Raw genomic sequence first — 25,073 nt, 5'->3', positions numbered from 1 at the left:
ATCGTCCCGCGACGGCCGCGCTCCACGGCTCGGCGCCTCCGGTCGAGCCCCCCGCCGTTTGTCGTGAGGTCGGGGCGCTCTGGCAAGGGGCGCAGCGAGCATCGGCGAGCAGGTGATCGCCTCCGGCTGGAAGGGCAAAAGGCTCCCGAGAACTGGGCCCCGGCCGATCGCTCCATCTACGGTTGGCGCCTGTGGTCGGCGAGTTCTTCAAGCGCCTCACGAACGGCGTCGTCTTCCTCCTCGCCGCCCTGACCTTCTTCCTCGTCCCCATCGGCAGGAAGACGGCCGCGCAGCACCTCGTCGCGATCGTCTCGACGCCGCCGGCCAGGGAGGCCGCCTCGGCCTTCGCCCATATCGCTCGGCGCATCGCCACCGAGGCGCGCACCGAGCTGGACAAGCTTCGCCGCCCGCCGCCCGCGCAGCGCGAGCCGAAGCCGGCGACCGCGAAGGTGCGGCCGCCGCCGTAGCCGTCCCTGCGTCGTTGCGGGTTGATGGCGCTGGTCGGCCCGCGCCGGGCGGCGCGCGCTGCTCGCGCTGATCGGCCCGCGCCGGGGGCTCAGCCCTTGCGCGGATCCTTCACGTTCGGGTGCTCGTTGTAGAAAGCGTCGAGGCTCTCGCGGGAGATCTCCGCCTCGATATCGCCGTCTTTCAAGATCTTCGCCTGACAGCCGAGGCGGCTCGTCGACCGGACGTCGAAGGCCTTGTCGAGGATGTCCTCCTCGTCCTCCTCGGCCTCGCTGAGGAGCTCGCGCCCCTTCGTGACGTAGACGTGGCAGGTGGAGCACGCGCAGACGCCGCCGCACGCGTCGCCCTCGGGCGCGCCCACGGACTTCGACGCCTGGAGGACGGACGAGCCCACCGGGGCCTCGACCTCCCACGCGCGTCCGTGCGCCAGAAACCGGACCTTGGCCATCAGCTCCTCCTCGCATCGACGCCGGCCTTCGCCGGGCCAGCGCCGCCCGCCTCGACCGGCGCGTGGCTCGCGTCGCCCCCGCCGTGCTCGGCCAGGTGCGCGTCCACGCCCTTCGCCGCGGCGACCTTCGCCTCGACGTCCTCGACCTGCTTGCCCGCGATCGCCCTGGCCACGGCGCGGTCCATCCGCCGCCCCGCCCACCCGTGCGTCGCCTCGTCGAGCGCCTCCGTGCGCGCGAGGATCAGCCCTGGCTTGTCGCCGTGGATCGCCGCGTCGAGGCCCTTCAGCGCGCCCTCGATCGCCTCGCGCTCACCGGGCTCGAGCAGATCGGCGTCCGCGGAGAGCGCCTTGCGCGTCGCCATCGCCACGCGCTCGCCCTCGACCCGCGCCTCGACGAGCCGGCGCTTGAGCAGGTCCTCCTCGCCGTGGTCCAGCGCCGCGAGGAGCATGTCCTCGACCTCCTCGTCCGTCAGCCCGTAGCTCGGCTTCACCTCGACCTTCTGCTCGACCCCCGTCGTCAGCTCGCGCGCGGTCACGCCGAGCAGGCCGTCGGCGTCCACGCGGAACGTCACCTCGAGCCGCGCCATGCCCGCGGGCATCGGCGGGATCCCCTTCAGCACGAAGCGCGCAAGCGAACGGCAGTCGGCGGCCAGCTCCCGCTCGCCCTGCACGATGTGCAGATCGAACCCGGTCTGGTTGTCCGCGTAGGTCGTGAAGACCTGCCGCGCCCCCGCCGGGATCGTCGTGTTCCTGGGCAAGATCTTCTCGGCGACGCCGCCCATCGTCTCGATGCCGAGCGACAGCGGCAGCACGTCGAGCAGGAGCACCTCGTCCGCGCGATCCATCGAGCCGGCCAGGATGTCGGCCTGGATGGCCGCGCCCAGCGCGACGACCTCCTCCGGATCGATGTCCTTGAGCGGCTCCTTGCCGAAGAGGCGCGCCACGTAGTCGCGCACGTGGGGCACGCGCGTCGCGCCGCCCACGAGGATCACGCCGTCGATGTCCACGGCCTGGACGCCCGCGTCGCGGAGCGCGCGGCGGCACGCGACGCCCGTGCGCTCCAGGAGCGGCGTGATGAGCGCGTTCAGCTCGTCGCGGGTCACGGTGACCAGCTTCGACGCCGGGCTGCCCGTCGCCTCGGCCGCCTGCACGGGCAGCTCGATCTCGATCTGCGCCGCGTCGGTCAGCGCGTGCTTGATGCTGCGGGCGGTGTCGAGCGCGAGCCGCACCACCTCGGGCGTGCGCCGCGTCGCGCCCATCTCCTCGAGCAGCCGCTCCGCGAGCGCCCTGTCCATGTCGTCGCCGCCGAGCGAGCTGTCGCCCCCCGTGGACTTCACCTGGAAGACCCCGTTGTCGAGCAGGAGGACGGTGACGTCGAACGTCCCGCCGCCGAGGTCGTACACGGCGAACAGGCCGTTCTGCTGCTTGTCGAGCCCGTACGCGAGCGCCGCGGCGGTCGGCTCGTTGAGCAGCCGCAGCACCTCCAGCCCGGCCAGCCTGCCGGCGTCCTTGGTCGCCTGCCGCTGGGCGTCGTCGAAGTACGCCGGCACCGTGATCACCGCGCCGCCCACGGAGCGGAGCTCGCGCTCCGCCGAGGTGCGGAGCTCCCTCAAGATCTCCGCCGACACCTCGACGGGCGTCACGACCGCGTCCCGCACCTTGAAGCGCACGCTCTTCGCGTCCTCGGGGCCCTTCGGCTCCGCGAACTCGTACGGCCCGAGCCGCCGCGTCTCCGGATCGTCGGCGCCGCGGCCCATGAAGCGCTTCACGCTGACGATGGTCTCGCGGGGGTGGCTCTGCGCGAGCCGCCGCGCGCTGTCGCCCACGACCGCGCGGCCGCGCTCGTCGTAGTGCACGACCGACGGCACCAGCCGCGCTCCATTGCAGTCGTCGATGACCACCGGACGGCCGTCCCGCACGCGGGCGACGAGCGAGTTCGTCGTCCCGAGATCGATGCCGATCGGGCTGGGCCTTGCCTTGGGGTCGAAAATTTCGAGGAGGGTCATTTCAAATCTGCGAGCTCTTCTTCGATGGCGCTCACTTCTTCGAGGAACCGCCGGATGTAGCGGAGCTCGCTGAGCAAGGCGAGCACGCCCCGCAGCTGCTCCGCATCATTCCCTGCGGCGGCGAAGGCGCCCTGGATCGCCGTGAGGGTCGCCTGCTCGCGCGCGAGCATCGCCTCGCCGAGCCGCGCGACCCGCGCGGGATCGCGCCCCTTCGCCGCCTCGGCGAGCTCTTCGCGCGACTCCATCATCTCCATGAGCAGGGCGGGGGAGGCCTTCTGCTCGCCCTCCTCGCCCCGCGCGACCCCGGCGCGCTGGAGCAGCGCCTCGGCCCGGCGGATCGGATCCCTGAGGACGCGCAGGGCGTCGTTCGCCTCGATCGCGCGGCCGAGCGCGAGCCGGCGCTCGGCCGCGGGGGCGCCCGCGTAGCGATCGGGGTGGAGCGCGCGGGAGAGATCGCGGTGGCGCTGCTCCAGCGCGCCCAGGTCGAGGTCGAACCGCGGCTCGACGCCCAGGGTATCGAAGGGATCGGTCATGGCGTGCTCTGGGGAAGGCGCCTCGGCGACGGGCGGGCGCCCCCTGCGGCGGCTCAGGCCACCGTGAACGAGTGCCCGCAGCCGCAGCGCGTCGCCTCGTGCGGGTTCTTGAACTTGAAGCCCTGGTACATGAGCGTCTTCTCCCAGTCGAGCACCGAGCCGCCCAGGTAGAGGATGCTCTTCTTGTCGCAGAAGACGCGCACGGTCGCCTTGTCCGGCTCGGCGAACTCCAGGACGAGGTCGCCGGACCGGGGCGGCTTGTCCTCGAACTCGATGACGTAGGAGAACCCGGAGCAGCCGCCGCCGCGGATCCCGACCCGGATGGCGCCCTCGGGCGTGCCGCGCTTGGCGAGCTGCGCCCGGATGGCCTGCACCGCGGCGTCGCTCACCGAGAGCGTCCGCTTCGACTTGGCCTCCGCCTCGCCCGAGGCCCCGTCGCTGCGCGCGGGCGCGCCGTCCGCGGTCGCGGCGTGCGCGGCGTGCGGCCCGGTGTCCGCCGGCTTGGTCGTGGTCTGCTCACTGCTCTGCATGCGTCGTTCCTTCTCCGGTTCCGGTTCCGGTTCCGGTGCTGCGGGCCGCCTCCGCCCCGAAGCCCCGGCGCTGTTACTCCGCGCTCGCCGTCGCGGCGGCCGCGGCGGGGACCGAAGGCGCCGCGCCCGCGAGCTCCCTCTTCGCCTGCTGCTTGGCGCGGAAATCGGCGATGGCGCTCTTGATCGCGTCCTCGGCGAGGACCGAGCAATGGATCTTCACCGGGGGCAGGTGGAGCTCCTCGGCGATCATGCTGTTCTTGATCGTCTCGGCCTCGTCGATCGTCTTGCCCTTCAGCCACTCGGTGGCGAGCGACGACGACGCGATGGCCGACCCGCAGCCGAACGTCTTGAACTTCGCGTCCTCGATGACGCCGCCCTCGCCGACCTTGATCTGCAAGCGCATGACGTCGCCGCAGGCCGGAGCGCCGACGAGCCCGGTGCCGACGCGCTCGTCATTCTTGTCGAGCGTGCCGACGTTGTGGGGGTTCTCGTAGTGCTCGATGACCTTATCGCTGTATGCCATGGCTCTCTCCTCGACCGTTTCCTTTCGTCTCGAAATCTCGCTCTGTCGGGCCGGCGGCGCCCGCGCCGCTCGTCAGTGGGCCGCCCACTGCACGCTGTTCAGGTCGATCCCCTCTTTGTGCATCTCGTAGAGGGGCGACATGTCGCGCAGCTTGTTCACTTTCCGGATCACGAGGTCAGCCACGTAGTCGACCTCCTCCTCGGTGGTGAAGCGCCCGAGCCCGAACCGGATGGACGAGTGGGCGAGGTCGTCGCCGATGCCCATCGCGTGGAGGACGTAGGAGGGCTCCAGGCTGGCGCTCGTGCACGCCGAGCCGCTCGAGACCGCCACGTCCTTGATCGCCATCATCATGGCCTCACCCTCGACGAAGCTGAACGACACGTTGAGGTTGCCCGGCAGCCGCCGATCGGGCGAGCCGTTCAGCTGGATGGCGTCGAGCTCCTTCCAGAGCCGGCTCCTGAGCCGCTCGCGCAGCGACAGGATGCGCGCCGACTCCGCCTCGCCCTCCTCCATGAGGATCTCGGCTGCCCTGGCGAACCCGACGATGCCGGGCACGTTGAGCGTGCCGGACCGCATGCCGAACTCGTGGCCGCCGCCGTCCATCTGCGCGGTGATGCGGACGCGCGGCTTCGACCTGCGCACGTACAGGAAGCCGATGCCCTTCGGGCCGTAGATCTTGTGGGCCGTCACCGACGCGAGGTCGACCCCCATCTGCTCGACGTTGAACGGGACCTTCCCGACCCCCTGCACCGCGTCGGAGTGGAGGAGGACGCCCCTCGATTTCGTGATCTTCCCGATCTCGGCGATGGGCTGGACCGTGCCGACCTCGTTGTTGGCCAGCATGATCGAGACGAGGATCGTCTTGTCGGTGATCGCCCGGGCGACGTCGTCCGGGTCGACCATCCCGTACTTGTCGACCTTGAGGTAGGTGACCTCGTAGCCCTGCTTCTCGAGCCGCTTGCAGGTGTCGAGCACCGCCTTGTGCTCGATGACGCTCGTGATGATGTGGTTGCCCTTGTCCTTGTAGAACTCGGCGACCCCCTTGATGGCGATGTTGTCGCTCTCGGTCGCGCCGGAGGTGAAGACGATCTCCTTGGGGTTCGAGGCGCCGATGAACCTGGCGAGCGTCTCGCGAGCGTGGCCGACCGCCTCCTCGGCCGTCCAGCCGAAGACGTGGCTCCGGCTCGCGGCGTTGCCGAATTTGCCGTTGAAATACGGCAGCATGGCGTCGAGGACACGCTGATCGACGGGCGTCGTCGCGTGGTAGTCCATGTAGATCGGAAGCTGGATACCCATGATGTTTCTCGCTCAGCGGTGATTCGAGCCGTGGCGGCAATGCCCATTGCCGCGGATACCGGCGACGAGCTCGGGCTCAGCCGTGCTCTTGTCGTGGAGGTTACAGTTTGTGCAGGCGGCGACGAGCTCTGCCGGGTCGCACGTCTCGCAGGTGTCGAGGTAGGCGAGGCTCGCCACGAGCTCGTGCTCGAGGGTCTTGAGGTGCGCGACCTGCTCCCGCACCTCTTCGAGCTTCTGCTGGTAGACGTGGCGGATCTGCGCCATCGCGCCGGGGGCCGAGGGGGACGACTCCCAGGTCGAGACGATCTGCTGGATCTGGCTCAGCGACAGGCCGAGGTCGTGGAGCTTGCCGATCCACCGGACGCGGGTCAGGGCCGCGTGATCGTAGAGCCGGTAGCGCCCCTTGGAGCGGGCGTGCGGCGTGAGCAACCCCACCTCTTCGTAGTGGTGGATCGCCCGCACGGTTTTCCCGGTTGCCTTGGCGATGTCCCCCACCTGAAGGAGACGCTCCTCTTCTTCCTCGGCACCGCCGAGAGCCCGCATCAGCTCGTCCGTTCGGGACGTGCTGGACGTGATGGGCCCCGCGATGCTTTGCTCGTGGGCTAGCGGAAGGTGGTGGCGGGTGGTCATCGGGTGGTCATCGGCCCGTCGCGCTGGAAACCGTGCTCGGGTGGAACCATGACCCTTACGTGCGCGTGAGGGTTGGGGACCTTGTAGGTCGGAGCGCCAAGACTGTCAACCGGGTCGTACGGGGCCAGCGTGAAACAGCGGAAGGAGGCGGAATCGCCGGCCGCTCGAGGTGCCGCAGGAGCAACGTCGCGGGCCGCCGGCCACGGCCGCGAGAGGCGGCTGCTCGGGGCGGCAGGAGGGCGCGCCTGCAGAGCCCGCCTCCACCGCCCTGTGCCGAGGCAGGCTGACTGCTTTCCTGGGGTCGCGGGCCGTTCGGTGACGATCCGGCGCTGTCGGCGCGGCGCTCGGCGAGCGGGCGTTCCCGCCATCCATCGCCGTACAGGTATGGTATCACCTCCGAGACGATAGCGACGCGATGGCAGACAAGAAACGAATCCTGTTCGTTGGCTCGTTCAATCCCCCGGCCGACGGGAAGATGGGTGGGCAGTACTTTGCTTGTCGCTCTCTGATCGAGAGCGATCTGAAAGATGATTTCGATTTCCTCCTCGTCGACTCCACCCTCGACAGCATCCGGGTGCAATCGGCGCGCCGCAGGCTGCACAAGATCGCGCCGAGGGTGCTGAGGTGCGTCAGGGCGCTGCTCTTCTCGAGGGTGGATGCGGTCCTCCTGTTCTCGAGCTCGGGGCTGAGCTTCGTCGAGAAGGGGTCGATCGGGCTCCTCGGCAAGCTGCTCGGCAAGAAGGTCGCCATCTTCCCTCGCTCGGGGCCGATCGTCGACAACGTCGCCAGGAGCAGGCTGTACAGGTCGTACCTGAGCGCCGTCGTGAGATCCTGCGATGTCGTGATATGCCAGAGCGACCACTGGCGGAGCTTCTTCCAGAGCCTGGTCCCCGAGGCGCCCGGGGACAAACTCGTCGTCATCGAGAACTGGCTGCCCGACTCCAGCTTCGGCGACGTGGGACACAAGGCATATCCTCGATCCATGGACAGGCCCTTGAGGCTGCTCTATTTCAACCGGATCGAGAGGCAGAAGGGGATTTACGATTTCCTCGAGGCCATGCTCCTCTTGCAGCGCGCGAACGCCTCGGTCAGCGCCGAGATCTACGGAGACGGAAGCGAGCTGGACGGCGTGCGCAGGTTCATCTCCGAGAACCAGCTCGAGAACACCGAGTACGTGGGCTGGCTCTCGACGGACAAGAACGAGGTCATCTCGTCCTTCGATCTGTGCGTGTTCACCTCGCACAGCGAAGGGTTCCCGAACGCCTTGCTGGAGGTCATGGCCCTCGGGGTCCCCGTCGTGTCCAGCAGGGTGGGCGCCGTGCACGATCTCGTCGTGTCCGGGAGAAATGGGCTCCTCGTGGACGTCGGGAGCCCGGGCCAGATCGCCGAGGCGGTCCTGACCGTCCTCCGCGAGCCGGCGCTGCTGGAGGAGTTCTCGCGGCGCTCGCTCGAGAGGGTGAGGCAGACCAACAGGATGGGTCATGCCGTGACCAAGTTCAGAGACCTGCTGTCGACGCTATGAAGAACCCTTCTGTGCTGCTGTACCGGCTGGGAAACTTCTTTTATCGGAACAACCTGCCCCTCATCGCCACGCTCATCACGTGGTTGAACAGGTTCGTGTTCGCGGTCTTCGTCCCCTCCTCGGCCACGATCGGGGCGAATTTCAGGCTCGCTTACTGGGGGCTCGGGGTCGTGATCCACACGAGGACGGTCATCGGCGACAACTGCCTTATCTGCCAGAACGTCACGATAGGGAGAAACTTCGGCAGCCAGGGCGTCCCGCGCCTGGGCAACGACGTCTATGTCGGGGCGGGGAGCGCGATCTTCGGCGACATCACCATCGGGGATAACGTGATCATCGGGGCCAACAGCGTCGTGAACAAGGACGTGCCGTCCAACTCCGTCGTCGCCGGGAATCCGTTCAGGATCATCGCGTCCGACAGGAAGCTCAAGTACTACGAGCTGGATAACCCGAGCGCCTGATCCGCAGGATCGGGTCGGCCCGACCGCGTGATCGGGCGCATCTCCATGCGCGCCTTGTTCCATGGCGCGGGTGGCCCGCGCGGATCTGCATCACCACGGGCGCGCTGGCCTCGCCCGGCCGGGGAGCGCGCGGGGTGCCGCGCTGCGACAATTCGTCCAGAATTGTCCTGGACCGAGCTGGGAAACCGTGATTTCTTTCGCGAGGCATCCGCCCCGCCGGCGGCCCTGCCCTAGCGAGGACGTGATGAGCAACGCGGCGTCGTCGGCCGGAGACAAGGCAGGAAAAGCGCATTGGAATCAAGTGTGGTCGAACCGGTCGCTCCCAAAGCCGGTGGATCCGCATGCGCGTGGGTTTCGGCAATACGTGCGCCAGGCATTTCATCGGGAGTTCGTCCGCGCGTTCGAGGGCATGGACACGAAGGGGCAACGCCTGCTGGAGATCGGCTGTGGTCGTTCCGCCTGGCTCCCCTACCTCGCGCGTGAGTTTGGCTTTCAGGTCAGCGGGCTCGACTATACCGAGATTGGCTGCGCGCAGGAGCGGGACATCCTCGCGAGCGCCGGCATCCCTGGCGAGATCGTGTGCGCCGATCTGTTCGAGCCGCCGGAGCGCTTCGTGGGCGCCTTCGACGCGGTCGTGTCGCTCGGCGTTGTCGAGCACTTCGAGGACACGGCGGCCTGCCTCCGCGCATGCGCGCGCTACCTGCGCCCGGGCGGGCGCATCGTCACGGAGATCCCGAACATGCGCGGGCTCGTGGGGTGGGTGGCCAAGGTCACCGACAGGCCCACCTACGACGTTCATGTTCCGCTGGACCGCGAGGCGCTGGTGAAGGCGCACCGCGACGCGGGCCTCCAGGTGCTGCGGAGCGACTACATCCTTCCGCTGGACGTCAGCCTCTTCGGCGTGGGCAGCATCGGATCGCGCTGGCTCCGCCTGCCGGCGGTCGGCGCTGCCTCCGCCGTTGCTGAGCTCGTCTGGGCGCTCGACGCGCGCGGCCTGGCTCCTCGACCGAACGCCGTCACGTCTCCGTACATCTTCTGCGTCGCCGAAAAGAGCTGATGACCCGACTCCATCACACCATGGAGTCTCGGGCCAGAAAGCGCACACCAGGCGCGGGCTCCATCGCTGCTATGGAGCGCCACGCGCCTCGCGAGGGGCTCCACGCCCAGCGGAGACGAGGAGGGCCCGCCGAGGCCACGTCTCCGGTGAAGGCGTTTCCGCTTTCACGGCAAGCCCCGCCACGGCCGAGTCCGGCATAACGACATTGTCACCAGGCCGACGCACCATGGTAGACACTCACAGGTAAAATTGTTCGATGTAACTGTAAAATGTAAGCGACAGCAGAAAATTCCAGATGCTCACCGCATTCCAAAGCCTGCTCCTGGGTTGTTCCGTGTGCTGACTTGGGGTACGAAGTGCGCATCAACAACGGGCTGTTCGCCATGGTGATGAGCTATGAATGTCGCCCGCCGCGCCGCACCTTAGGGGTGCGGGATTTCCAGAGGAGCGAGCGATGGTAAGTACGCTCACGGCGGTCATTCTGGCGCTGGTGCTCTCGTGGGCAGCGACTCCGCTCGCGCGCCGCGTGGCGGTGATGGTGGGGGCCGTGGATGAACCGACCGCGCGGCGCGTACATACGCGGTGCGTCCCGCGCCTGGGCGGGCTCGCGATCGTCGCGGGTTTCGTGCTGCCGCTGTTCATCCTGGTCGCGCTGGGGACGCAGATCGGGCTGATGTGGTTCTCGCAGCGCTCGCTGGTGGTGGGGCTGCTGGCTGGAGGGCTGGCGATCGCCGCGGTCGGCGCCTGGGACGACACGAAGGGAATGCGCGCGCGGCACAAGCTGGCCGCGCAGGTCCTCGTCGCGTCGATCGCCTGGGCCTTCGGGCTCCGCCTCGAGTGCGTGACGCTGCCGTACTTCGGGCATGTATCGTTCTGGCCGCTCTCGTTCCTGGTGACGATTCCGTGGTTCGTCGCCATCATCAACGCGGTCAACCTGATCGACGGGCTCGACGGGCTCGCGGCGGGCGTCGGCTTCTTCGCCTGCGTCGCGAACTTCATCACCGCGTACCTCGGCGGCTACCCCGGCAACATGGTGATCTGCCTGCTCGCGGCGACGCTCGCGGGCGCGATCGTGGGGTTTTTGTTTCACAACTTTCACCCCGCGACGATCTTCATGGGGGACACCGGGAGCATGTTCCTCGGGTTCATGCTGGCCGCGATCCCTCTCTTCGGCGTGGGCACGCACAAGGGCGGCACCGCGCTCGCCGTCATGGTGCCGCTGCTCGCGCTGGGCCTGCCGATCTTCGACATGATCTCGGCGATGGTGCGGCGTTATGTCGCTCGCCGGCCGATCTTCGCCCCCGATCGTTCGCACATCCACCACAAGCTGCTCGACAAGGGCCACTCGCATCGCAGCGCGGTGCTGATCCTGTATGGGCTCAGCCTGCTGTTCACCGTGGTCGCGCTGGTGGCGTATGTCGGCCGCTCGCTCGAGATCGGGTTCGCCCTCGTCGCCTGCAGCGTGGTGCTCTTCATCGTGGTGCGCACGGCGGGCTCGCTCCCGCTCTTCGGGGCGCAGCCGCAGGACCCACGGCGCGCCCGCGAGGCCACCGTGGAGGCGCTGCGCCGCGCTGTGCCGTGGGCGCTGATGGAGATGGAGGCCGCGAGCGGCGTGGACAAGCTGCGCCCGGTGCTCGAGCGCTTCGCCGAGGAGGCGAAGCTCGTCGCGCTCGAGGTGAGCTCGGCCGGGGCCAACGGCAGCGCGCGCGTGAAGCCCTGGAGCTGGGCGCAGGACGCGGCGACGGCGCAGCAGCTCCGCGAGGCGGTGGTCGCGGTGTTCCCGATCCAGCTCGAGGGCGAGACCGTCGAGCTGCGCTTCCGCTGGGACAGCGAGGAGTGCGCGGTCAACCCGCAGGCCGACATGCTGCTGCAGCTCGTGGTGGACTCTGCGGAGCGCCTGCTGCTGCGCCGGCCGCCCCCACGCACGCGGGATTCGCGCCCGCATGGGCGCTTCTCGGTGGTGTGAGGGTCCGCTATCCCGCGCTGATGTGTTCGTGCCGGACTGACTGAGGAGATATCGTGGATATTGCCCGCAAGATCGTTGGTCTCAACAGCAAGACGAACGAGCTCTATTATCGTTTCAGCGATCGTGCGCATTACTGGAAGGTCTATCAGGGCATCGTGGACGAGGCGGTTGCGCCGGCGACGGACATCATCCACCTCGGCTGCGGGCCGCTGTGGTTCGGCAAGGTCGCGACGGTGCCTCTCGACGGCAAGACCATCTACGCGGTCGATCCGGACGAGGAGGCGCTCGCGCGCAACCCGGCGCAGCGGCATATCTGCGCGTTCGGCGAGTCGATCCCGCTGCCGGACGGCTGCGCGGACGTGATCGCCGCGGACCACCTGCTCGAGCACCTCGAGCGGCCCGAGGCGGTGCTGCGCGAGGCGCACCGCCTGCTGCGGCCGGGGGGGCGCTTCGTGTTCACGGCGCCGAACCTCCTCTCCTATTCGGGCCTCGCGACCCACCTCACGCCGCACTGGTTTCACACGCTCTACGTCGGGCTGCTGCGCGGGACGAGCGGCAGCGACAATGCCAAGCCGTACCCGACGTACTTCCGCATGAACACGGTCTGGGCCGTGAAGCGCCTCGCGAAGGCCGCGGGCTTCCGCGTCGACAAGCTCGCTACCGGGGTCGACCACCCGAGCTATACGGTGTTGATCCCCGGGCTCCACCAGGCCGCGCTGGCGCTGCACCTCGTGCTCGACAAGGTCGAGGCCCTCGCGCCTTTTCGCATCACGCTCACAGGCAGCCTCGTCCGCGAGTAGCGCACGGAGACGCGCCCCGGTCTAAAAGCGGATGCGAAAGCCGCCGCGCCAGGCGTCGCGCACGTCTCCGCGGCCGGAGAAGACCGTGGCCGCCTGGGGCCTCCGGAAGCAGGGGTGCCACACGTCCGAGCTGCGCTCGGGCGTGAGCTGGATGCCCTCGATCTCGATCGGCTGGCGTCGCAAGGCGGCCTCGTCGAACCTGAGCCGGGAGCAGGCGCTCGTCCTGCCGCCGAGGATGTCGTCGAGGACCACGAGCTCCCGAGCGGACAGCTCCACCGTCCGGCGATGCCGGGGGGCTCCGGGGAGCGCTCGGTACCCGTCGTGTTCGGCCTCCACGGCGACGTGCGCCGAGGCGCGCTCGAGCCTGCGCACCCCGGCGCGCGCCCGGCGGCCGACGCGGAAGGCGCTCCACACCTCGCTCGAATCCACGTCGCCGAGCTCCACCGTGTTGTGGGCGCGCGTGGAGCGGGTGGTCTGCCGGTCGCCGTCGGTCTTGTAGCTGGAGACCCCGTAGTCGACGACAGCGCGCTCTCCGCGGAGCCATAACTCGAAGGTGAGCGCGTCCGCGTGCACGTGCCCGGGCTGATAGGAGGCTCCATCCATCCCCGCGTCGAGCGCGAGCCAGGCCCGGTCGCCGAACCGCAGGATCACCCAGCCGGTGGCCGCGAGGTGGTCGAGCGACGGCGCGTCGTCCAGCGGCGCGCCGGGGGCTGCCCGCCCGCCACCGGAGGCGCTGCCCGGCGTGAAGAGGCCGAGGTCCTCGCCGAGGGCGAGGACGTTGTCGAGCTCCGGCGCGGCGTCGAGCGACGCATCGTTGAAGAGCGGGTACGAGCCGTCCGGCGCGCGCACGGCGGCGGTCCAATCGAGCGCCCTCTGCGCCGTGGTCCTCCAGCGCTCGGGCACCTCGCGGCCGGACGCCTGCGCGAGCTCGATGGCCTCGAGCAGCCCGGCCGTCAGCGCGAGGTGGTACGACGCGGAGAGCTCGAAATGGCCGCCGTCCGCGAGGAACTGCTCCGGCAGCTGCCACGCCAGGATCGCGGAGCCGAGCCGCCACCACGCCTCCGCCTCGGGTCCGCGGGCCACGGCGCCGCCGCACACGAGCCCGATCGCGTTCTCCAGGAGGTGATTGGCGAGCAGGTGAAGCTCGAGGCCGAGCGCGATGGCCCGACACGCGCGCGCCAGCTCGGCGGAGAGCCCGGGGCGGCCGAGGCGCGCCGCGGCCGCGAGCCGGCGGGCGCGCACCGACGCGGGAAACGGGTGCGACGCGATCGGGTCGTCCCACGCGCTCGGGGCGGGGAGGGTCGGCTCGGCCCCGAGCTCGTAGCCGTAGGCGCGCTCGTAGGCGTGCAGGAGCGACCCGCCGGGAATGGCGGCCAGCCGCGCGCGCCCGCGCTCCTTCTCCGCGTCGGCGAAGGCCGCGAACCGCGGGCTCGGCGGGGCAAAGCCCGGCCGGAGGCGAGGCGCCAGCGCCCCGCTCGGCCCCCCGCCGAGCGCGCGGTGGCCGAGGGCGATCGGGCGGGCGAGGACCTGCAGCGGATGGAGCTGGACGAGGGTGCGGGCGATCCGCGGGAGGTTCATCGCTTGCTCCTGCTCTGGCCTTCACGAGAGCGCGCGCGAGAGAGCACGCGCTCCAGCACATCGACATACTCGCGCGCGAGCATGTCGCGGTCGAACGAGCGCATCACGTAGGCCCGCCCTGCCGGCCCCATGCGCCTCCGCCGCTCGGGATCGGCGGCGAGCTCGACGATCGCCCGGGTCATGGCCTGTACGTCTTCCGGGGGAGCGAAGACGCCGGCGCTCGCCTCCTCGACGATGGACCGCGCTTCGCCGTCGACCGAGATGACGATGGGCCGCTCCATGGCGAGGATCTCGAAGATCTTGGACGGGATGACCGTCTGAAAGAGCTCGGTCTTGCGCAGCGGAACGAGGCAGATATCGGCGGTCGCATACACCTCCGTGACCGCATCGCGCGGGAGGGCGCCGAGGAACGTCACGCTGGAGAGCCCGAGCTCCCGGGCGCGCGCCTCCAGGCTGGCCCGCTCCGCCCCCTCGCCGACGAACAGGAAGCGAATGTCGTCGCGGGCGCGCAGGCCGCTCGCCACGTCGAGCACGGCGGAGAGGCCGTGCGCCATGCCGTGCGTCCCGACGTACGCCACGACGAGGCGGTCGCCGAAGCCGAGCTTCTCCCGGAGCGGCGTGTCGCGCGAGGCGGGGGTGAAGCGCCCGAGGTCCACGCCGTTCCTGATGACGTCGATCTTGTCGGCGGGGACGCCTCGCTGGATGAGCCGCTCCCGGAAGCTCTGCGTGACGACCACGATCCCGTCGGCCGCCTCGTAGAGGTGCTCCTCGACGCGCGTGAGCCCGCGCACGACCGCGTGCCCGGCCGACAGCGCGCCCACGGCCACGATCGACTCGGGCCAGAGGTCGCGCACCTCGAACACGAACGGCAGCCCGCGGAGCCTCGAGAGCCCGTAGCCGGCCACGGCCGCGAGGAACTGGGGGCTCGTCGCGATGAGGACGTCGGCCTGCGGTAAACCGATCTGCGCGAGCGAGAGCGCGGACAGGGCGAAGGACCCATACGCGAGCGAGCGGCGCACCTTGCCCCGGTTGGCGGCGGCGTAGATCCAGGTGCGGAGGACGCGGACCCCGTGGAAGTCCTCTTCCACGCGGAGCCGACCTCGATAGGCAGCCGGGATCACCCCTGTCGGGTGGTTCGGCATGCCCGTCAGGACCGTGACCTCGTGTCCGGCGCGCCGCCAGGCCCGGGCGAGCTCGGAGACACGCGCGGCGGGGGCCCCGGGCTCGGGGGGAAAGTAGGGAGAGACGTAGAGGATGCGCATGAGGGCTTCAGGGAGGTCCGTGCGTGGGAAGCGAGCTTCGCTGCCGGTGAGAGAGGGGCTTCAGCAGCTCAGGATGAGCTCCTTGATCTCGGTTCCGCCATGAATGCTGTCGATGTGCTCGAAGCCGCCCTCCGTTCGCGCGAACAGCGAGGCCTTCTCGGCGTCGCGGTTGTCGATCACGAGGAGCAGCCCGTCAGGCGCGAGCGCGCGCCAGAAATTGCGCGCGGCTCGGCGGAGCTGATCGTCGGAGAAATAGGCGCGGTTCAGGATGTTCGCTGCCTTGACGACCGTCGGCGCGGGGCCGTCCCACGGCTGGAAGATGTCGTGGGGCCTGAGGCGCACGCGCGCGTCGCGGCGCGCGATCTCGCGGAGCCGCGGCTGGACGAGCGACACCTCCGGATAGGCCGGGTCGAACGGCGGGATGGCGCCGCGCCACCCGGGGAGCACCCAGCGCGGCCAGCGGCGCGAGCCCGCCGCCGCGGGATAGAACAGCAAGCGCGGGGTGGCGGCGAGGACGCAGGCGCCGTCCGCGTCGTAGAAGAACGCGCGCCCGCGGTCGTCGGCGCGCACCCGGAGCGAGAGCGCCCTGTCCGTCACGTAGTACGCCTCGAAGGCGTCGCCGAGCGCGGTGATCAGATCGAGCGCCGTGCTCCCGTCGGAGGCACCGACATCGAGGACGACGGGGCTCTTCTGGCGGAGCGCTCCCACGAGGAGGGCGTCGCTCTGCCGGTGCCTGCCCGGCCGCGTCGTCTTGTAGGTGCCGCCCAGCAGGAGGACGGAGATCCGCTCCGAGAACACCTCGGGCGACGTGATCTCCTCGGGCCGGAGAAGGGCCCGCGGGTCCGGGAAGCAGACCCTGCGAGGCAGCATGCGCGCGGGCCAGCCTGAACGGTTCAAACGAAAGGGAAATCTCATGACGATAGGGACCTGGCTTCTCCGCTCTTCATGTTCCGACGCCGCGCGCCGCGCGGTCCATCCTGCGGCTTGCGGGCGCGCGGTCCCGCGTTGTGCTCGCGCCGGCCAACCCCGGTCGGCGCGGCTACCGCCCCAGCGCCGACGAGGGCCCGAGGCGCGGATCGCGCAGGCGCCGCCCGGATCTCCGGCGTGTCGGGCCGAGCGCCGCCAGCCCGCGCCGCAGGTGCGCGACCACCGAGGTGAGCACGACGGTCGCGAGCAGCGCGATCCCCAGCGACACCGTGATCTTGAGCAGCGCGGTCAGCTCGCCGCGAAACTGGTTGTACGCGAACGAGGCGAGGTTCACCGCCGCGGCGCGGGCGAGCAGGGGCGAGCCGCGCGCGCCGGCCACGAGGAGCGGCATCATGAAGAAGAGCGCGCTGAAGACCGCGATCTCGATGGTCGTGCCGGCGATCCCGAAGTTCAGGTACCCCTCGGCGGCCGCGCCCATCGCGAAGCCGGCGCCGCGGCGCGCGAGGTCGGGGGCCGCCCACATGGCATATCGCTGCGCGAGGCCGAGCGGTCGCTCGCTCCAGAGCGGCTTGGGCACCAGGATGAGGACCGCGTTCACCCAGCTCTCGCCCGGGTAGCTGATGATGGGCGGCTGCTCGTTCACGACGCTGACGAGGTTGGCGTAGACGCGCTGGAGCTCTCCGATCTCCAGCGGGTTATCTATCTGCTCGAGGTACGCGCTGGCCGACGATATCTGCGCGTCGAGCCCGCTGCCCTGCTCGGCGCGGGCGCCTTCCACGACGATGCCGTAGAAGAGGACGCCCACCATTCCGATGGCCAGCCATACGCGTCGGATCTGGATGCCGAAGGCATGCGCGGCGAGCGCGACGGAGAGGACCGTCCAGACGAGGGGGCCCCGCCGGCCCATGATCGTGTTGAGCAGGAAGCTCACGAAGAAGCAGAACCCCGCGAGCGAGACCACCCTCGGCACGGCCAGCCCCGCCTTGCGGAGCGATACGACCCGGAGAAAGAGGTAAACGACGGCCACCCCGATGAGATGCCAGCCGCCGGTGAGCAGCCCTTTGCCATCCGCCTCGAGGTGATTGGAGGCATAGTTCATCGAGAAGAACCGCCCCACGCCGATCGTGGCGATCCACGTGGCCACGAGCCCGAGGCCCACCATGCCGACGAGGATCGTGGCCCAGTCCTGGTCCAGCGTCGCCTTGGGCCTGTGCGCCGGGACCAGGCGCTGCAGGTCGGGGGCTTCCCTGGGGCGGCTCAGCGCGGTGCAGGCAAGGGCGCACCCGACCGCGCCGGCATAGGCCACCCGCATGGCTGCCGTCTCATGGCTCGACAGCGAGAACTCGCGGGAGATGAGGAGGCGCAGGATGGGTGAGTAGGCGACGCTGAGGAAATAGGCGGCTGGTATATAGGTCTCCGGATCCAGCGGATGGAACCGGGGGCCGCTGGCGCGGGCGAGCGACGGGGCGGCCAGCAAGATCAAGAGGCCGATCGTCCATCCGCGGCCGTCGCCGAGCGCTCCCTCGAGGATCGGGCCGAGGGCCGCCAGCGTCCCGACGAGGAGCGTCGCGGTGACCCGGCCGAGGGGCGTCTTCGTCCGCCGCGCGGGCGCCGCGCCGGCGGCGCGCGCAGCGCCGCGCGCGCGGGGGAGTCTCAGCGAGGGCAACGGCGGCGCTCCTCAGTTCGGCAAGGAGGGTGGAGAGGGGGGTGGGGAGGGGGGGGCAGGCGCGTCCGTCGGGGCCGGGGGCGACGGCTCGGAGGGCGCATGGTAATAGCCGTCCTTCCTGTCGCCATAGTAGTGGTAAACCCCGTACTCTTGGCGCTTCAGATCGACGGCGTTCAGCACGACGCCCACCGTCTTGCCGCCGACGTCGAGCAGCGCGCGGATCCCGTGGCGCGCGAAGTCGTGCCTCGTCGAGGAGGCGCGCACGACGAGCACCGTGCCGTCGACAAGCGTCGACAGCACGGCGCCGTCGGTGACCGCCACGATGGGAGGGCTGTCGATGATGACCCGGTCGAAGCGGCTCTGGAGCTTCTGGAGCAGCGCCTGGAAGCGATCGCTGTGCAAGAGCTCCGCCGGGTTCGGCGGGATCGGGCCTGCCGGGATGACGTAGAGGTTCTCCACCTCGGTCTTGAGCGCGCTCTCGTCGTCCACCACGGAGTCGTCGAGCAGCGCGCTGGTGACGCCGAGCTCCGGGCTCTTGCCGAAGATCTGGTGGATGCGCGGCTTGCGGAGGTCGCAATCGATGAGGACGACCTTCTGTCCGGCCTGCGCCATGGCGACCGCGATGCAGCAGCACACGGTCGTCTTGCCCTCGCTGGGGCCCGCGCTGGCGATGAGCAGCGTCTTGTAAGGCCGGTCGGGCGACATGAAGAGCAGGTTGGTCCGGATCGCGCGCGCCGCCTCGGCGATCCCGCTCGTCGGCTGATCGTGCACGACGAGCTCGCGCCGGCCGAGCTGCGGCGCGGCCTTGCCGCGGTGGCGCGCCCTGCGGCGCTGGGCTTCCTTCTGGTCCCGCTTGTCGAACTCCGGGAGGAGCCCGAGGAAGGGCAGCCCGAGCTCCCGCTCGACCTCATCCGGCGTCCGCAGCGTGCGATCGAGCATCGCCCGCGCCAGCGCAGCGCCGATCCCGAGGAGCAGCCCGGCGAGGATGCCTATCCCGATGTTGACGCCGACGCGCGGCCGCAGCGCGGTGAGCGGGAAGCTCGGCCGATCGAGGACGTGGATGTTGTTCACCCGCAGCATTCGCTGGAGATCGCTCTCCTTCGTGCGCTCCAGGACGAGCTGGTACAGCTTCTCTGTGTTGTCCTTCGTCCTGCGGAGCCGATCGTACTCGATCTTGAGGGAGTTCAGCTCGAACGCCTGCTTCTTCGCGTCCTCGAGCAGCCCCACGAGGCCCCCCTCCTGGCGCTTCACGATGGCGAGATCGCGGCTCACCGCGCCCTGAACGTTCTTGATCTCGGCGATCAGCGCGCTCCTGTTGGCGGCGACCCGCTCGGTCGCGGCGCGGACGTCGGGGTGGTTTTCGCCCTTGCCGGAGCCGATGAGCGCGTCGCGCTCACGGACGCACTCCTCCTGGCGCGCGCGCAGCATCTGGAGGACCGGGCTCTGGATGAGCTCGGAGGCGGGGAGATCGAGCGGGTTGTTCGGATCGAGCTTCGACAGCTCGTGGTTCCGGGCCGCGAACTCTTCACGCTTCGTGCGCACGGACGTGAGAGCGTCGTTGATCTGCTTCATCTCCTCGCGCAGCAGGTTCGTCTTGTCCTCGAAATCGACGTCGAGGATGTTCTTGCTGAGCTTGTATTCGTGGAGCGACGTCTCGCTCGTCTCGAGATCGTACTTCAGCTTGTCGAGCTGCGCCCGGAGCCAATCGACGGCTGAGTTCGTCGAGGCGAGCGCGTCATCGAGGTTCTGCTCGATGTAGATGTCCATCAGCGTGGTGAGGACGCGCTGAGCCCGCTCGCGATCCGCGTCGTTGTAGCGGATCACCGCGAGGCGGCTGTCCTTCACCGGCTCGACGACGAGCCGCTCGCGCAGGATCTCCGCGGCCTCCTCCGGGGTCACGGACATCGGCCCGGGCGAGGCCGCGTCCTTCGGGAGGTCCTTCAAAAAATAGGCATCGTTCTGCAGGTTGAGCTGGGCGACGACCGCCAGCGCCACCCGGATGGACCGGATGACCTTGTACTGGGTTTCATAGTACTCGCGGTTATTCCAGTACGAGCCGGCGCCCATGTCGACCACGGTGTCGACCCCGCGGCCGAGCGGCCGAGGAGGGTTCGGATCGAACTGCACCGTCGCCGCGGATTGATAGATCTTCTTCTGCCCGAGCGTATAGAACGTGACGCTGAGGGCGACAAGGAGCAGGGTGGTCAGCGCGATGGCCCAGTGCTTGCTGACCGTTCGCCAGGTGACGACGAGGTCGAACGCGCGCTCGCCTGTGATCTCGTCGCGGAGAGCGGTCGTGGAGGGGGCTCTGGATTCGTCGGCCATAAGTCATGCGCTCGAAGCGCCTTCGAAGCGCCTTCGTGGAGGGTAGAGGTCCGCGCGGAGGGGTAAGGTGCCCGCGGCGTCTCCAAAATTCAAGCTGGGGTTCTCAACAGGGGGACAATGTGGTTCAATGTGCGCATCGTGACAATGCGCGGCCTGGCGTTGGCTTGGCGTTGGCTTGGCGTCGGGCAGGCGAGGTGCGGCACATTCTCGCGCGGTGCGACGCTCGCTGATGGAGTACACTCCGGCCGCGCGTCCGGAAGCGGAAATGCGCTCGGGCAGTCAGAATGGAACGATCGTCCTTCATGGCGCGCGGCGCGGTCGCGAGCGCGGTTTGCTCTGCGCTCCTCCTCGAGGGAGCCTCGGCCTCCGCCGACTGGCCATCTGCCCGTCACGACGCGCAGCGCACGGGCGCCACGTCGTCCACGAGCAATATCGTGAAGCCGGCGCCCTACTGGCGGGCGTACCTCGGCGGTGTCCTCGGGACAGGCCGGGTGCTCGCAGGGGATACGAACCAGGACGGCGATATCGACCTGCTCTTTGTGTCCGGCGGCCGCGTCGTCCTCTCCGATCCGCTGGGATTCGTCCGCTGGAGCACCCCATCGCTGGGATTGCAGACGCTGCACTCCGTCGACGATCTCGACGGAGACGGGCGGCTCGAGATCGTCGCGCTGAGCGGCGCGGGCGCGGCGGTCATCGATGGATCGAGCGGAGCCATCCTGTGGCGCGAGGACGCCTCGGAGCTCGGAACGCTCGGGGCCGCGCGCCTCGCCGATTTCAACGGCGACGGTCATCTCGATCTCTTCCTGGACGAGTGTGGCTGTTGCACCGTGCGCACGGACAGCCCGGGTGTCATCTACAGCTTCGCGGGGGGGTTCGGCGCTGTCGAGCGGTTGCCTCCTCCTCCGCGGCGCGTGCATTGCAACGCGACGATCGACACGGTGGGCGACTGGAACGGAGACGGCGCGGACGATCTCCTCGTGTCCTCCTATGACCAGCTATTCCTCGTCTCGGGATCGGGGGATGTTTTTGCAGAGTCGGCCAGGATCGGCGTCCATCTCGGCGGGGCCGTCTGCGAGGCCGTGACCATGGGCGATCTGGCGAGCCCCGGTCAGCACGCGCTCTGCTTCCAGAATCGGGTCCGCGGCAACCAGGGCGCGCGCGAGGTCACCCTGCTCGCGTACAGGCCGGACGAGAGCCCGTCGCTCGCTGTGGTCTGGCGAAGGACCCTCAGCCCCAATGACGGCGGCGACGCCCGCGCCCCGACGCGCCTCGCGTGGGATCTCGACGGCGACGGCGCGCTCGAGGTGTTGGCGAGCGGCAAGGTGGGCGAAACCTGGACGTCCTTCGTGCTCGATGCCGCCACGGGCGCCGTGCTCGCCACCATTCCCGACGCGATAGCGCAGGGCGCGGTCCAGGGAGACGCGGGCTCCGAGCAATGGATCGTCACGTCGCGCGAAGAGCGCGTGTCGGCGCACCGGTTCAGCCGCGCCGCCGGAGGCTCGCTGGAGCGGCTCTGGTCGCTGGACGGCGAGCGGGTGCGCACGCGGCTCGACTGGGCGAGATCCCGCAGGACGAACCTCAGCTTCTCGCTGGTGACTCCGGATCTCACGGGCGACGGACGCGGCGAGCTCGTGCTCGAGTCGACGTCGGAGCCCGTGGCGCTCACCGCGGTGGACATGCAGGGGGGCGGGACGACGGTCGCGGCCGTCTACTCCGTCGGGCCTGGCAGCGGCATCGCGGCGCTCGAGCTGCCCGTCGCGAGCGCTCCGTCGTGGCCGCGGCTGGTGGTCTCGCGTGCCGATGGGTTCCTCACGCTGCTCGACGCGTCGTTCGAGCCCTCGAACCTCGTGCGGGAGGGGCGCGACGTCCTGCCCGGGATGCGCGTCGGCGGCTTCTACACAGGCCCGGGCGCCTTCGTCACGTTTGGCCGCGCCCCGCTCGCCGCGAGGTTCTCTCCGGAGGACGCCGCCGCCAGCGTCGTGGTCGTCGACAGCCGGGGCGACCTCGTCCGGGTCGCGTCCGACGGCGCGAGCAACGTGGCGCCGGCCAAGCCCGCCTGGCGTGTGAGGGACGCGTTCGGCGCGTCCATCGCCCCCGCCGAGGGGAGCTCGCCCGCGACGCTCGCGTGCTTCAGGCGGCTGCGCCCGCTCACCGACCCGGTGAAGTACGCCGTCGCGACGCTCGACGCGAACGGCAGGCAAACGAGCGAAACTCCGCTCGAGAAGCCCCCCGCGTGGGACGTGCTGCACGGGGATCTCGACGGAGACGGCGCGCGCGAGCTCGTGGCGGTCACGGTGGATCCGAACCTGCACACCGAGGTCGTCGCGATCGATGGGGGCGGCGGAGAGCGGTGGAAACACCGTATCGACGCCTCCGCCGGCACCCAGGCCGTCGCGATCGCCGACTGGAACGGCGACGGCGCGGAGGACGTGGCGGTCGCGATCAACAGGGCCAAGGTGCTCTCGGGTCGGAACGGCAGCCCCCTCGGCGAGAACCCGGAGACGCTGCTCTATTTCATGCCCATCCTCGCCGATGTGTCGGGAGATCATCGGCTCGAGATGACCCTGCAGGGGGGGTATGCCCCCGCGCGAGCGCTGCCGCACGACCTGAGCGCCGCGCTGTGGAGGGGCGCAGAGGACATCCGTCCCTACCCGCACGGCGCGATCGCCAGCTGCGACGGCAAGACCGTCCTCGTCGAGGGGTCGTTCATGAATCCGGCGCGGCTGACGTTCTCCGTGCTGGACGCCGCCAGCGGGGGGCAATCGAGCTTCATCGTCCTCGCGGGCGACCGCGCGTTCGACGCGGAGAGCGCCGCAGCACAGGCGGGCGCCCCGATGGGCCAGCTCGGAGACGTGGCGATCTCGCGGAACCTGACCGGGCGCGCGTCCGCCGGTCCGACCGCCCTCGTCGGCTCCACGAACGGCTTCCTTTATGCGGTCGACGCGTGCTCGGCGCGCCTCGTGTGGTCTTATGCTTTCGGCAGCCCCGTCGGCTCACCGAGCCTCGCGGACACCGACGGTGACGGCCACGACGACATCCTCGTGAGCGTGGCAGATGGCTACCTCTACAACATGCGGCACGAGATCCTGCCGGCGCCCGAGCTCGTCTGGGATGTCGATCCGGGCAGCGGCGAGCTGGACGAGGACATCGACGAGATCGAGACCAGGGACACGCTCCACATGAGGTGGTCGAAGGTCGACGGCGCGACGTCGTATCAGGTGACGGTCGTGGGCGGGCAAGGCGATTACCTGACCTCGCCTGCTTGGCAGGACGTGGGCGACGTCGTCGATGCCTCGGTCGGCGGGCTGCCGCTCGTCGACGGGGCGAAGTACTACGTCGGCGTGCGCGCGGTCTCTGCCGCCGGGCTCTCGCCGGACCGGGGGTCGGACGGCGTGATCGTCAGGATGCCGCAGGGCGAAGGGGGAGGCGGCGGTGGAGCAGGAGGCGCCGGCGGCGGCGGAGCAGGAGGCGCTGGCGGCGGAGCAGGGGGGGGCGGCGATGGCGGGGCAGGGGGCACCGGCAGCGCTGGTCCTGGCGGCGCCGGCGCGGCCGGATGGGACGACACGCTCCTGTACGGCCGTGGTTGCGTGTGCACCGAGGCGCCGGGGCAGCGTCCGGCCTCGTGGGCGGCCGGCCTCGGCGCCATCGCCCTGGCGCTCGTCGCCCTCGGCAGGGCCCGCGGGACGGCGAGCGCGCCGCCGAGCCGCCGCGCGACCCGGGCACCTCGCGGGCGCTGGCCGCACGACGCGCGGCCGGCGCGCTAGAAGCTCACGCCCCCGCCGAGCGCCAGCGTGAGCGCGAACGCCGCGATCAGCAGGAGCATCGCGCCGAGCGTGTACCGCCGCACAGGCGCGTCGGTCACGAAGGCGAGGCGCGCCACGCCGACGAGCACCGAGGGGCCGAACACACCGAAATGGCGGACCAGGGGCGCCGGCGCCAGCAGGAGCCATCCGGCCACGCACGCGCTGCTCAGCACGCTGCCCGCCGCGAGCACGCGGCGCGAACCCGGGCCGGAGAAGTAAATGCACATGGCGTCCGTGACGAGCGGGGCCACCGCAGAGACCAGCATCGTCATCGTCATGGCGTCGCGCGCGGCGCCCGAGTGCGGCAGGCCGGGGATCCGGACCGTGAAGATCCCATAGATGGCCGCGCCGAGGAGCGAGAGCAGGGCGGCCGGAGGCAGCCAGGCGCGCACGGCGCGCGCCTGCCAGGTCGCCTCGTCTCCCGACCTGCTCGCGCCCGCGACAGCGCGCGCGGCGAACGCCTGCGACGCCTGGGAGAGCACCGCGGCGAACGACCAGTAGAGCACCTGCTGCCCCACGCGATGGTCGCCGATGAGCTTCAGGTTGGCGCTGAGCGAGATCGGGTAAACGATGACGGTCGCGAAGTTCGCGACGGAGTACGGGACCGCGCGCCGGACGACGAGCATCGCGTAACGCGCGGCGCGCCGGAGCCGGGTCGGGCGCAGGAGGAGCAGCGCGGGCGAGGCGCCGGCGATCCCGATCGCGACGGCGACGGCATCGGGGCGCCCCGCGAGCGCGGCCAGCATGGACGCGCCCGGGGAGAAGACGAGGAGCACCGCGAGCGCGCGCAGGTACCGCCCCTGGAGCTGCCAGCTCGGCCAGATGCTCGGCGAGGCGGCGGCGAGCAGCGAGCACGCGCTGAAGAGCGCGGTGACCAGACCCGCCGTCCCGCCCAGCCCGGTGGTCAGCTCATGGGCGAGCGTGCAGCTGAAGGCGAACACGGCGACGAGCGCGAGGGCGCCGCCCACGAGCGCGCGGCCCCCCCTGGTCGCGAAGGCGCGCGCCCGGCGCGCGAGGGTCGGCGCGAGGCCGGCGGAGACCAGCGCGACGACGACCATCCCGCGCGACGTGTAGTTGGCGAGCGCGGCGAGCGCCGCGGGGTCGGCCGACAGCGCGAGCACCCACTGGGCCGCGAGCGAGACGGCGCGAGGCAGGATGACCGCGAAGGCGACCCCCGCGCCGCCGTGCATCCCAGCGCGCAGCAACGACGACAGCTTCACAGGGTGATTCGAAGGAGAGGGAGGAAGGCGAGGATGGCCACGATCGTGCGCAATC

The 25,073-nt window shown here is 70.2% G+C and carries 20 protein-coding genes; 7 read left to right on the top strand and 13 right to left on the bottom strand.

The window, feature by feature from the left end; genetic code table 11:
- The first annotated feature begins 191 nt into the window (after positions 1 to 191).
- Positions 192 to 467: a hypothetical protein gene (locus tag WMF44_RS39040; RefSeq protein WP_437295124.1), complete on the top strand. Its 276-nt coding sequence runs from the start codon at positions 192 to 194 to the stop codon at positions 465 to 467.
- An 89-nt stretch (positions 468 to 556) separates the two neighbouring features.
- On the opposite strand, the gene WMF44_RS39035 is transcribed toward WMF44_RS39040, so the two are convergent.
- The 7 genes from WMF44_RS39035 to WMF44_RS39005 form a co-directional block, all read right to left on the bottom strand.
- Positions 557 to 913, bottom strand: coding sequence for a 2Fe-2S iron-sulfur cluster-binding protein (locus tag WMF44_RS39035; protein WP_437295123.1), 357 nt, complete (start codon positions 911 to 913; stop codon positions 557 to 559).
- The gene (gene hscA / locus WMF44_RS39030) at positions 913 to 2,919 is read right to left on the bottom strand and encodes a Fe-S protein assembly chaperone HscA (protein WP_437295122.1); all 2,007 of its coding nucleotides are present in this window, start codon (positions 2,917 to 2,919) and stop codon (positions 913 to 915) included. Before hscA ends, WMF44_RS39035 begins: the two co-directional genes overlap by 1 nt.
- Complete coding sequence (gene hscB / locus WMF44_RS39025; protein ID WP_437295121.1) at positions 2,916 to 3,452, bottom strand: Fe-S protein assembly co-chaperone HscB; 537 nt, start codon at positions 3,450 to 3,452, stop codon at positions 2,916 to 2,918. The genes hscA and hscB overlap by 4 nt, the downstream gene beginning before the upstream one ends.
- 53 nt (positions 3,453 to 3,505) lie before the next feature.
- Positions 3,506 to 3,982, bottom strand: coding sequence for a HesB/IscA family protein (locus WMF44_RS39020; protein ID WP_437295120.1), 477 nt, complete (start codon positions 3,980 to 3,982; stop codon positions 3,506 to 3,508).
- A gap of 73 nt (positions 3,983 to 4,055) precedes the next feature.
- A complete protein-coding gene (iscU, locus tag WMF44_RS39015) occupies positions 4,056 to 4,505 on the bottom strand; it encodes a Fe-S cluster assembly scaffold IscU (protein WP_012239938.1) in 450 nt (149 codons plus the stop codon).
- A gap of 72 nt (positions 4,506 to 4,577) precedes the next feature.
- Positions 4,578 to 5,795 (bottom strand): IscS subfamily cysteine desulfurase, encoded by a 1,218-nt coding sequence (locus tag WMF44_RS39010; protein ID WP_437301662.1) that lies wholly within the window; start codon positions 5,793 to 5,795, stop codon positions 4,578 to 4,580.
- 18 nt (positions 5,796 to 5,813) lie between these two features.
- Entirely contained in the window at positions 5,814 to 6,344 is a 531-nt protein-coding gene (locus WMF44_RS39005) for a MerR family transcriptional regulator (protein WP_437295119.1), read from the bottom strand.
- Between the two features lie 502 nt (positions 6,345 to 6,846).
- Between WMF44_RS39005 and WMF44_RS39000 the strand changes: the two genes are divergently transcribed.
- The 5 genes from WMF44_RS39000 to WMF44_RS38980 all read left to right on the top strand — a co-directional run bounded on the left by WMF44_RS39000 (position 6,847) and on the right by WMF44_RS38980 (position 12,237).
- Positions 6,847 to 7,953, top strand: coding sequence for a glycosyltransferase family 4 protein (locus WMF44_RS39000; RefSeq protein ID WP_437295118.1), 1,107 nt, complete (start codon positions 6,847 to 6,849; stop codon positions 7,951 to 7,953).
- On the top strand, positions 7,950 to 8,414 hold the full coding sequence (locus WMF44_RS38995; RefSeq protein ID WP_437295117.1) for a serine O-acetyltransferase: 465 nt from the start codon (positions 7,950 to 7,952) through the stop codon (positions 8,412 to 8,414). The genes WMF44_RS39000 and WMF44_RS38995 overlap by 4 nt, the downstream gene beginning before the upstream one ends.
- A 364-nt stretch (positions 8,415 to 8,778) precedes the next feature.
- Positions 8,779 to 9,471, top strand: a complete 693-nt coding sequence (locus WMF44_RS38990; RefSeq protein WP_437295116.1) for a class I SAM-dependent methyltransferase — start codon at positions 8,779 to 8,781, stop codon at positions 9,469 to 9,471.
- A gap of 400 nt (positions 9,472 to 9,871) precedes the next feature.
- Entirely contained in the window at positions 9,872 to 11,437 is a 1,566-nt protein-coding gene (locus WMF44_RS38985) for a glycosyltransferase family 4 protein (RefSeq protein WP_437295115.1), read from the top strand.
- Between the two features lie 53 nt (positions 11,438 to 11,490).
- Positions 11,491 to 12,237, top strand: coding sequence for a class I SAM-dependent methyltransferase (locus tag WMF44_RS38980; RefSeq protein WP_437295114.1), 747 nt, complete (start codon positions 11,491 to 11,493; stop codon positions 12,235 to 12,237).
- A gap of 21 nt (positions 12,238 to 12,258) precedes the next feature.
- Here WMF44_RS38980 and WMF44_RS38975 read toward each other — a convergent pair whose 3' ends face one another.
- The 5 genes from WMF44_RS38975 to WMF44_RS38955 form a co-directional block, all read right to left on the bottom strand.
- Entirely contained in the window at positions 12,259 to 13,815 is a 1,557-nt protein-coding gene (locus tag WMF44_RS38975) for a heparinase II/III domain-containing protein (RefSeq protein ID WP_437295113.1), read from the bottom strand.
- Positions 13,812 to 15,077 (bottom strand): glycosyltransferase family 4 protein, encoded by a 1,266-nt coding sequence (locus WMF44_RS38970; protein WP_437295112.1) that lies wholly within the window; start codon positions 15,075 to 15,077, stop codon positions 13,812 to 13,814. Before WMF44_RS38970 ends, WMF44_RS38975 begins: the two co-directional genes overlap by 4 nt.
- Before the next feature lie 60 nt (positions 15,078 to 15,137).
- Positions 15,138 to 15,947, bottom strand: coding sequence for a hypothetical protein (locus WMF44_RS38965; RefSeq protein WP_437295111.1), 810 nt, complete (start codon positions 15,945 to 15,947; stop codon positions 15,138 to 15,140).
- 169 nt (positions 15,948 to 16,116) lie between these two features.
- Positions 16,117 to 17,670, bottom strand: a complete 1,554-nt coding sequence (locus WMF44_RS38960; RefSeq protein ID WP_437295110.1) for a hypothetical protein — start codon at positions 17,668 to 17,670, stop codon at positions 16,117 to 16,119.
- 12 nt (positions 17,671 to 17,682) lie between these two features.
- On the bottom strand, positions 17,683 to 19,995 hold the full coding sequence (locus tag WMF44_RS38955) for a GumC family protein (protein ID WP_437295109.1): 2,313 nt from the start codon (positions 19,993 to 19,995) through the stop codon (positions 17,683 to 17,685).
- Between the two features lie 284 nt (positions 19,996 to 20,279).
- Here WMF44_RS38955 and WMF44_RS38950 point away from each other — a divergent pair, with 284 nt between their 5' ends.
- On the top strand, positions 20,280 to 23,759 hold the full coding sequence (locus WMF44_RS38950; protein WP_437295108.1) for an FG-GAP-like repeat-containing protein: 3,480 nt from the start codon (positions 20,280 to 20,282) through the stop codon (positions 23,757 to 23,759).
- Here WMF44_RS38950 and WMF44_RS38945 read toward each other — a convergent pair.
- Positions 23,756 to 25,018 (bottom strand): hypothetical protein, encoded by a 1,263-nt coding sequence (locus WMF44_RS38945; RefSeq protein WP_437295107.1) that lies wholly within the window; start codon positions 25,016 to 25,018, stop codon positions 23,756 to 23,758. The genes WMF44_RS38950 and WMF44_RS38945 overlap by 4 nt on opposite strands.
- Positions 25,019 to 25,073 lie beyond the last annotated feature (55 nt).

Origin of the sequence: Sorangium sp. So ce426, from assembly GCF_051475585.1 — a bacterium.
Lineage (GTDB): Bacteria > Myxococcota_A > Polyangia > Polyangiales > Polyangiaceae > Sorangium > Sorangium cellulosum_B.
Note: the sequence above shows the minus strand (reverse complement) of the source record. Positions and strands in the feature narration are given on the sequence as shown.

Coding starts and splice junctions, on each gene's coding strand:
- WMF44_RS39035 (WP_437295123.1), bottom strand. CDS start 913: ATGGCCAAGGTCCGGTTTCTGGCGCACGGACGCGCGTGGGAGGTCGAG.
- hscA (WP_437295122.1), bottom strand. CDS start 2,919: ATGACCCTCCTCGAAATTTTCGACCCCAAGGCAAGGCCCAGCCCGATC.
- hscB (WP_437295121.1), bottom strand. CDS start 3,452: ATGACCGATCCCTTCGATACCCTGGGCGTCGAGCCGCGGTTCGACCTC.
- WMF44_RS39020 (WP_437295120.1), bottom strand. CDS start 3,982: ATGCAGAGCAGTGAGCAGACCACGACCAAGCCGGCGGACACCGGGCCG.
- iscU (WP_012239938.1), bottom strand. CDS start 4,505: ATGGCATACAGCGATAAGGTCATCGAGCACTACGAGAACCCCCACAAC.
- WMF44_RS39005 (WP_437295119.1), bottom strand. CDS start 6,344: ATGCGGGCTCTCGGCGGTGCCGAGGAAGAAGAGGAGCGTCTCCTTCAG.
- WMF44_RS39000 (WP_437295118.1), top strand. CDS start 6,847: ATGGCAGACAAGAAACGAATCCTGTTCGTTGGCTCGTTCAATCCCCCG.
- WMF44_RS38995 (WP_437295117.1), top strand. CDS start 7,950: ATGAAGAACCCTTCTGTGCTGCTGTACCGGCTGGGAAACTTCTTTTAT.
- WMF44_RS38985 (WP_437295115.1), top strand. CDS start 9,872: ATGTCGCCCGCCGCGCCGCACCTTAGGGGTGCGGGATTTCCAGAGGAG.
- WMF44_RS38975 (WP_437295113.1), bottom strand. CDS start 13,815: ATGAACCTCCCGCGGATCGCCCGCACCCTCGTCCAGCTCCATCCGCTG.
- WMF44_RS38970 (WP_437295112.1), bottom strand. CDS start 15,077: ATGCGCATCCTCTACGTCTCTCCCTACTTTCCCCCCGAGCCCGGGGCC.
- WMF44_RS38965 (WP_437295111.1), bottom strand. CDS start 15,947: ATGCTGCCTCGCAGGGTCTGCTTCCCGGACCCGCGGGCCCTTCTCCGG.
- WMF44_RS38955 (WP_437295109.1), bottom strand. CDS start 19,995: ATGGCCGACGAATCCAGAGCCCCCTCCACGACCGCTCTCCGCGACGAG.
- WMF44_RS38950 (WP_437295108.1), top strand. CDS start 20,280: ATGGAACGATCGTCCTTCATGGCGCGCGGCGCGGTCGCGAGCGCGGTT.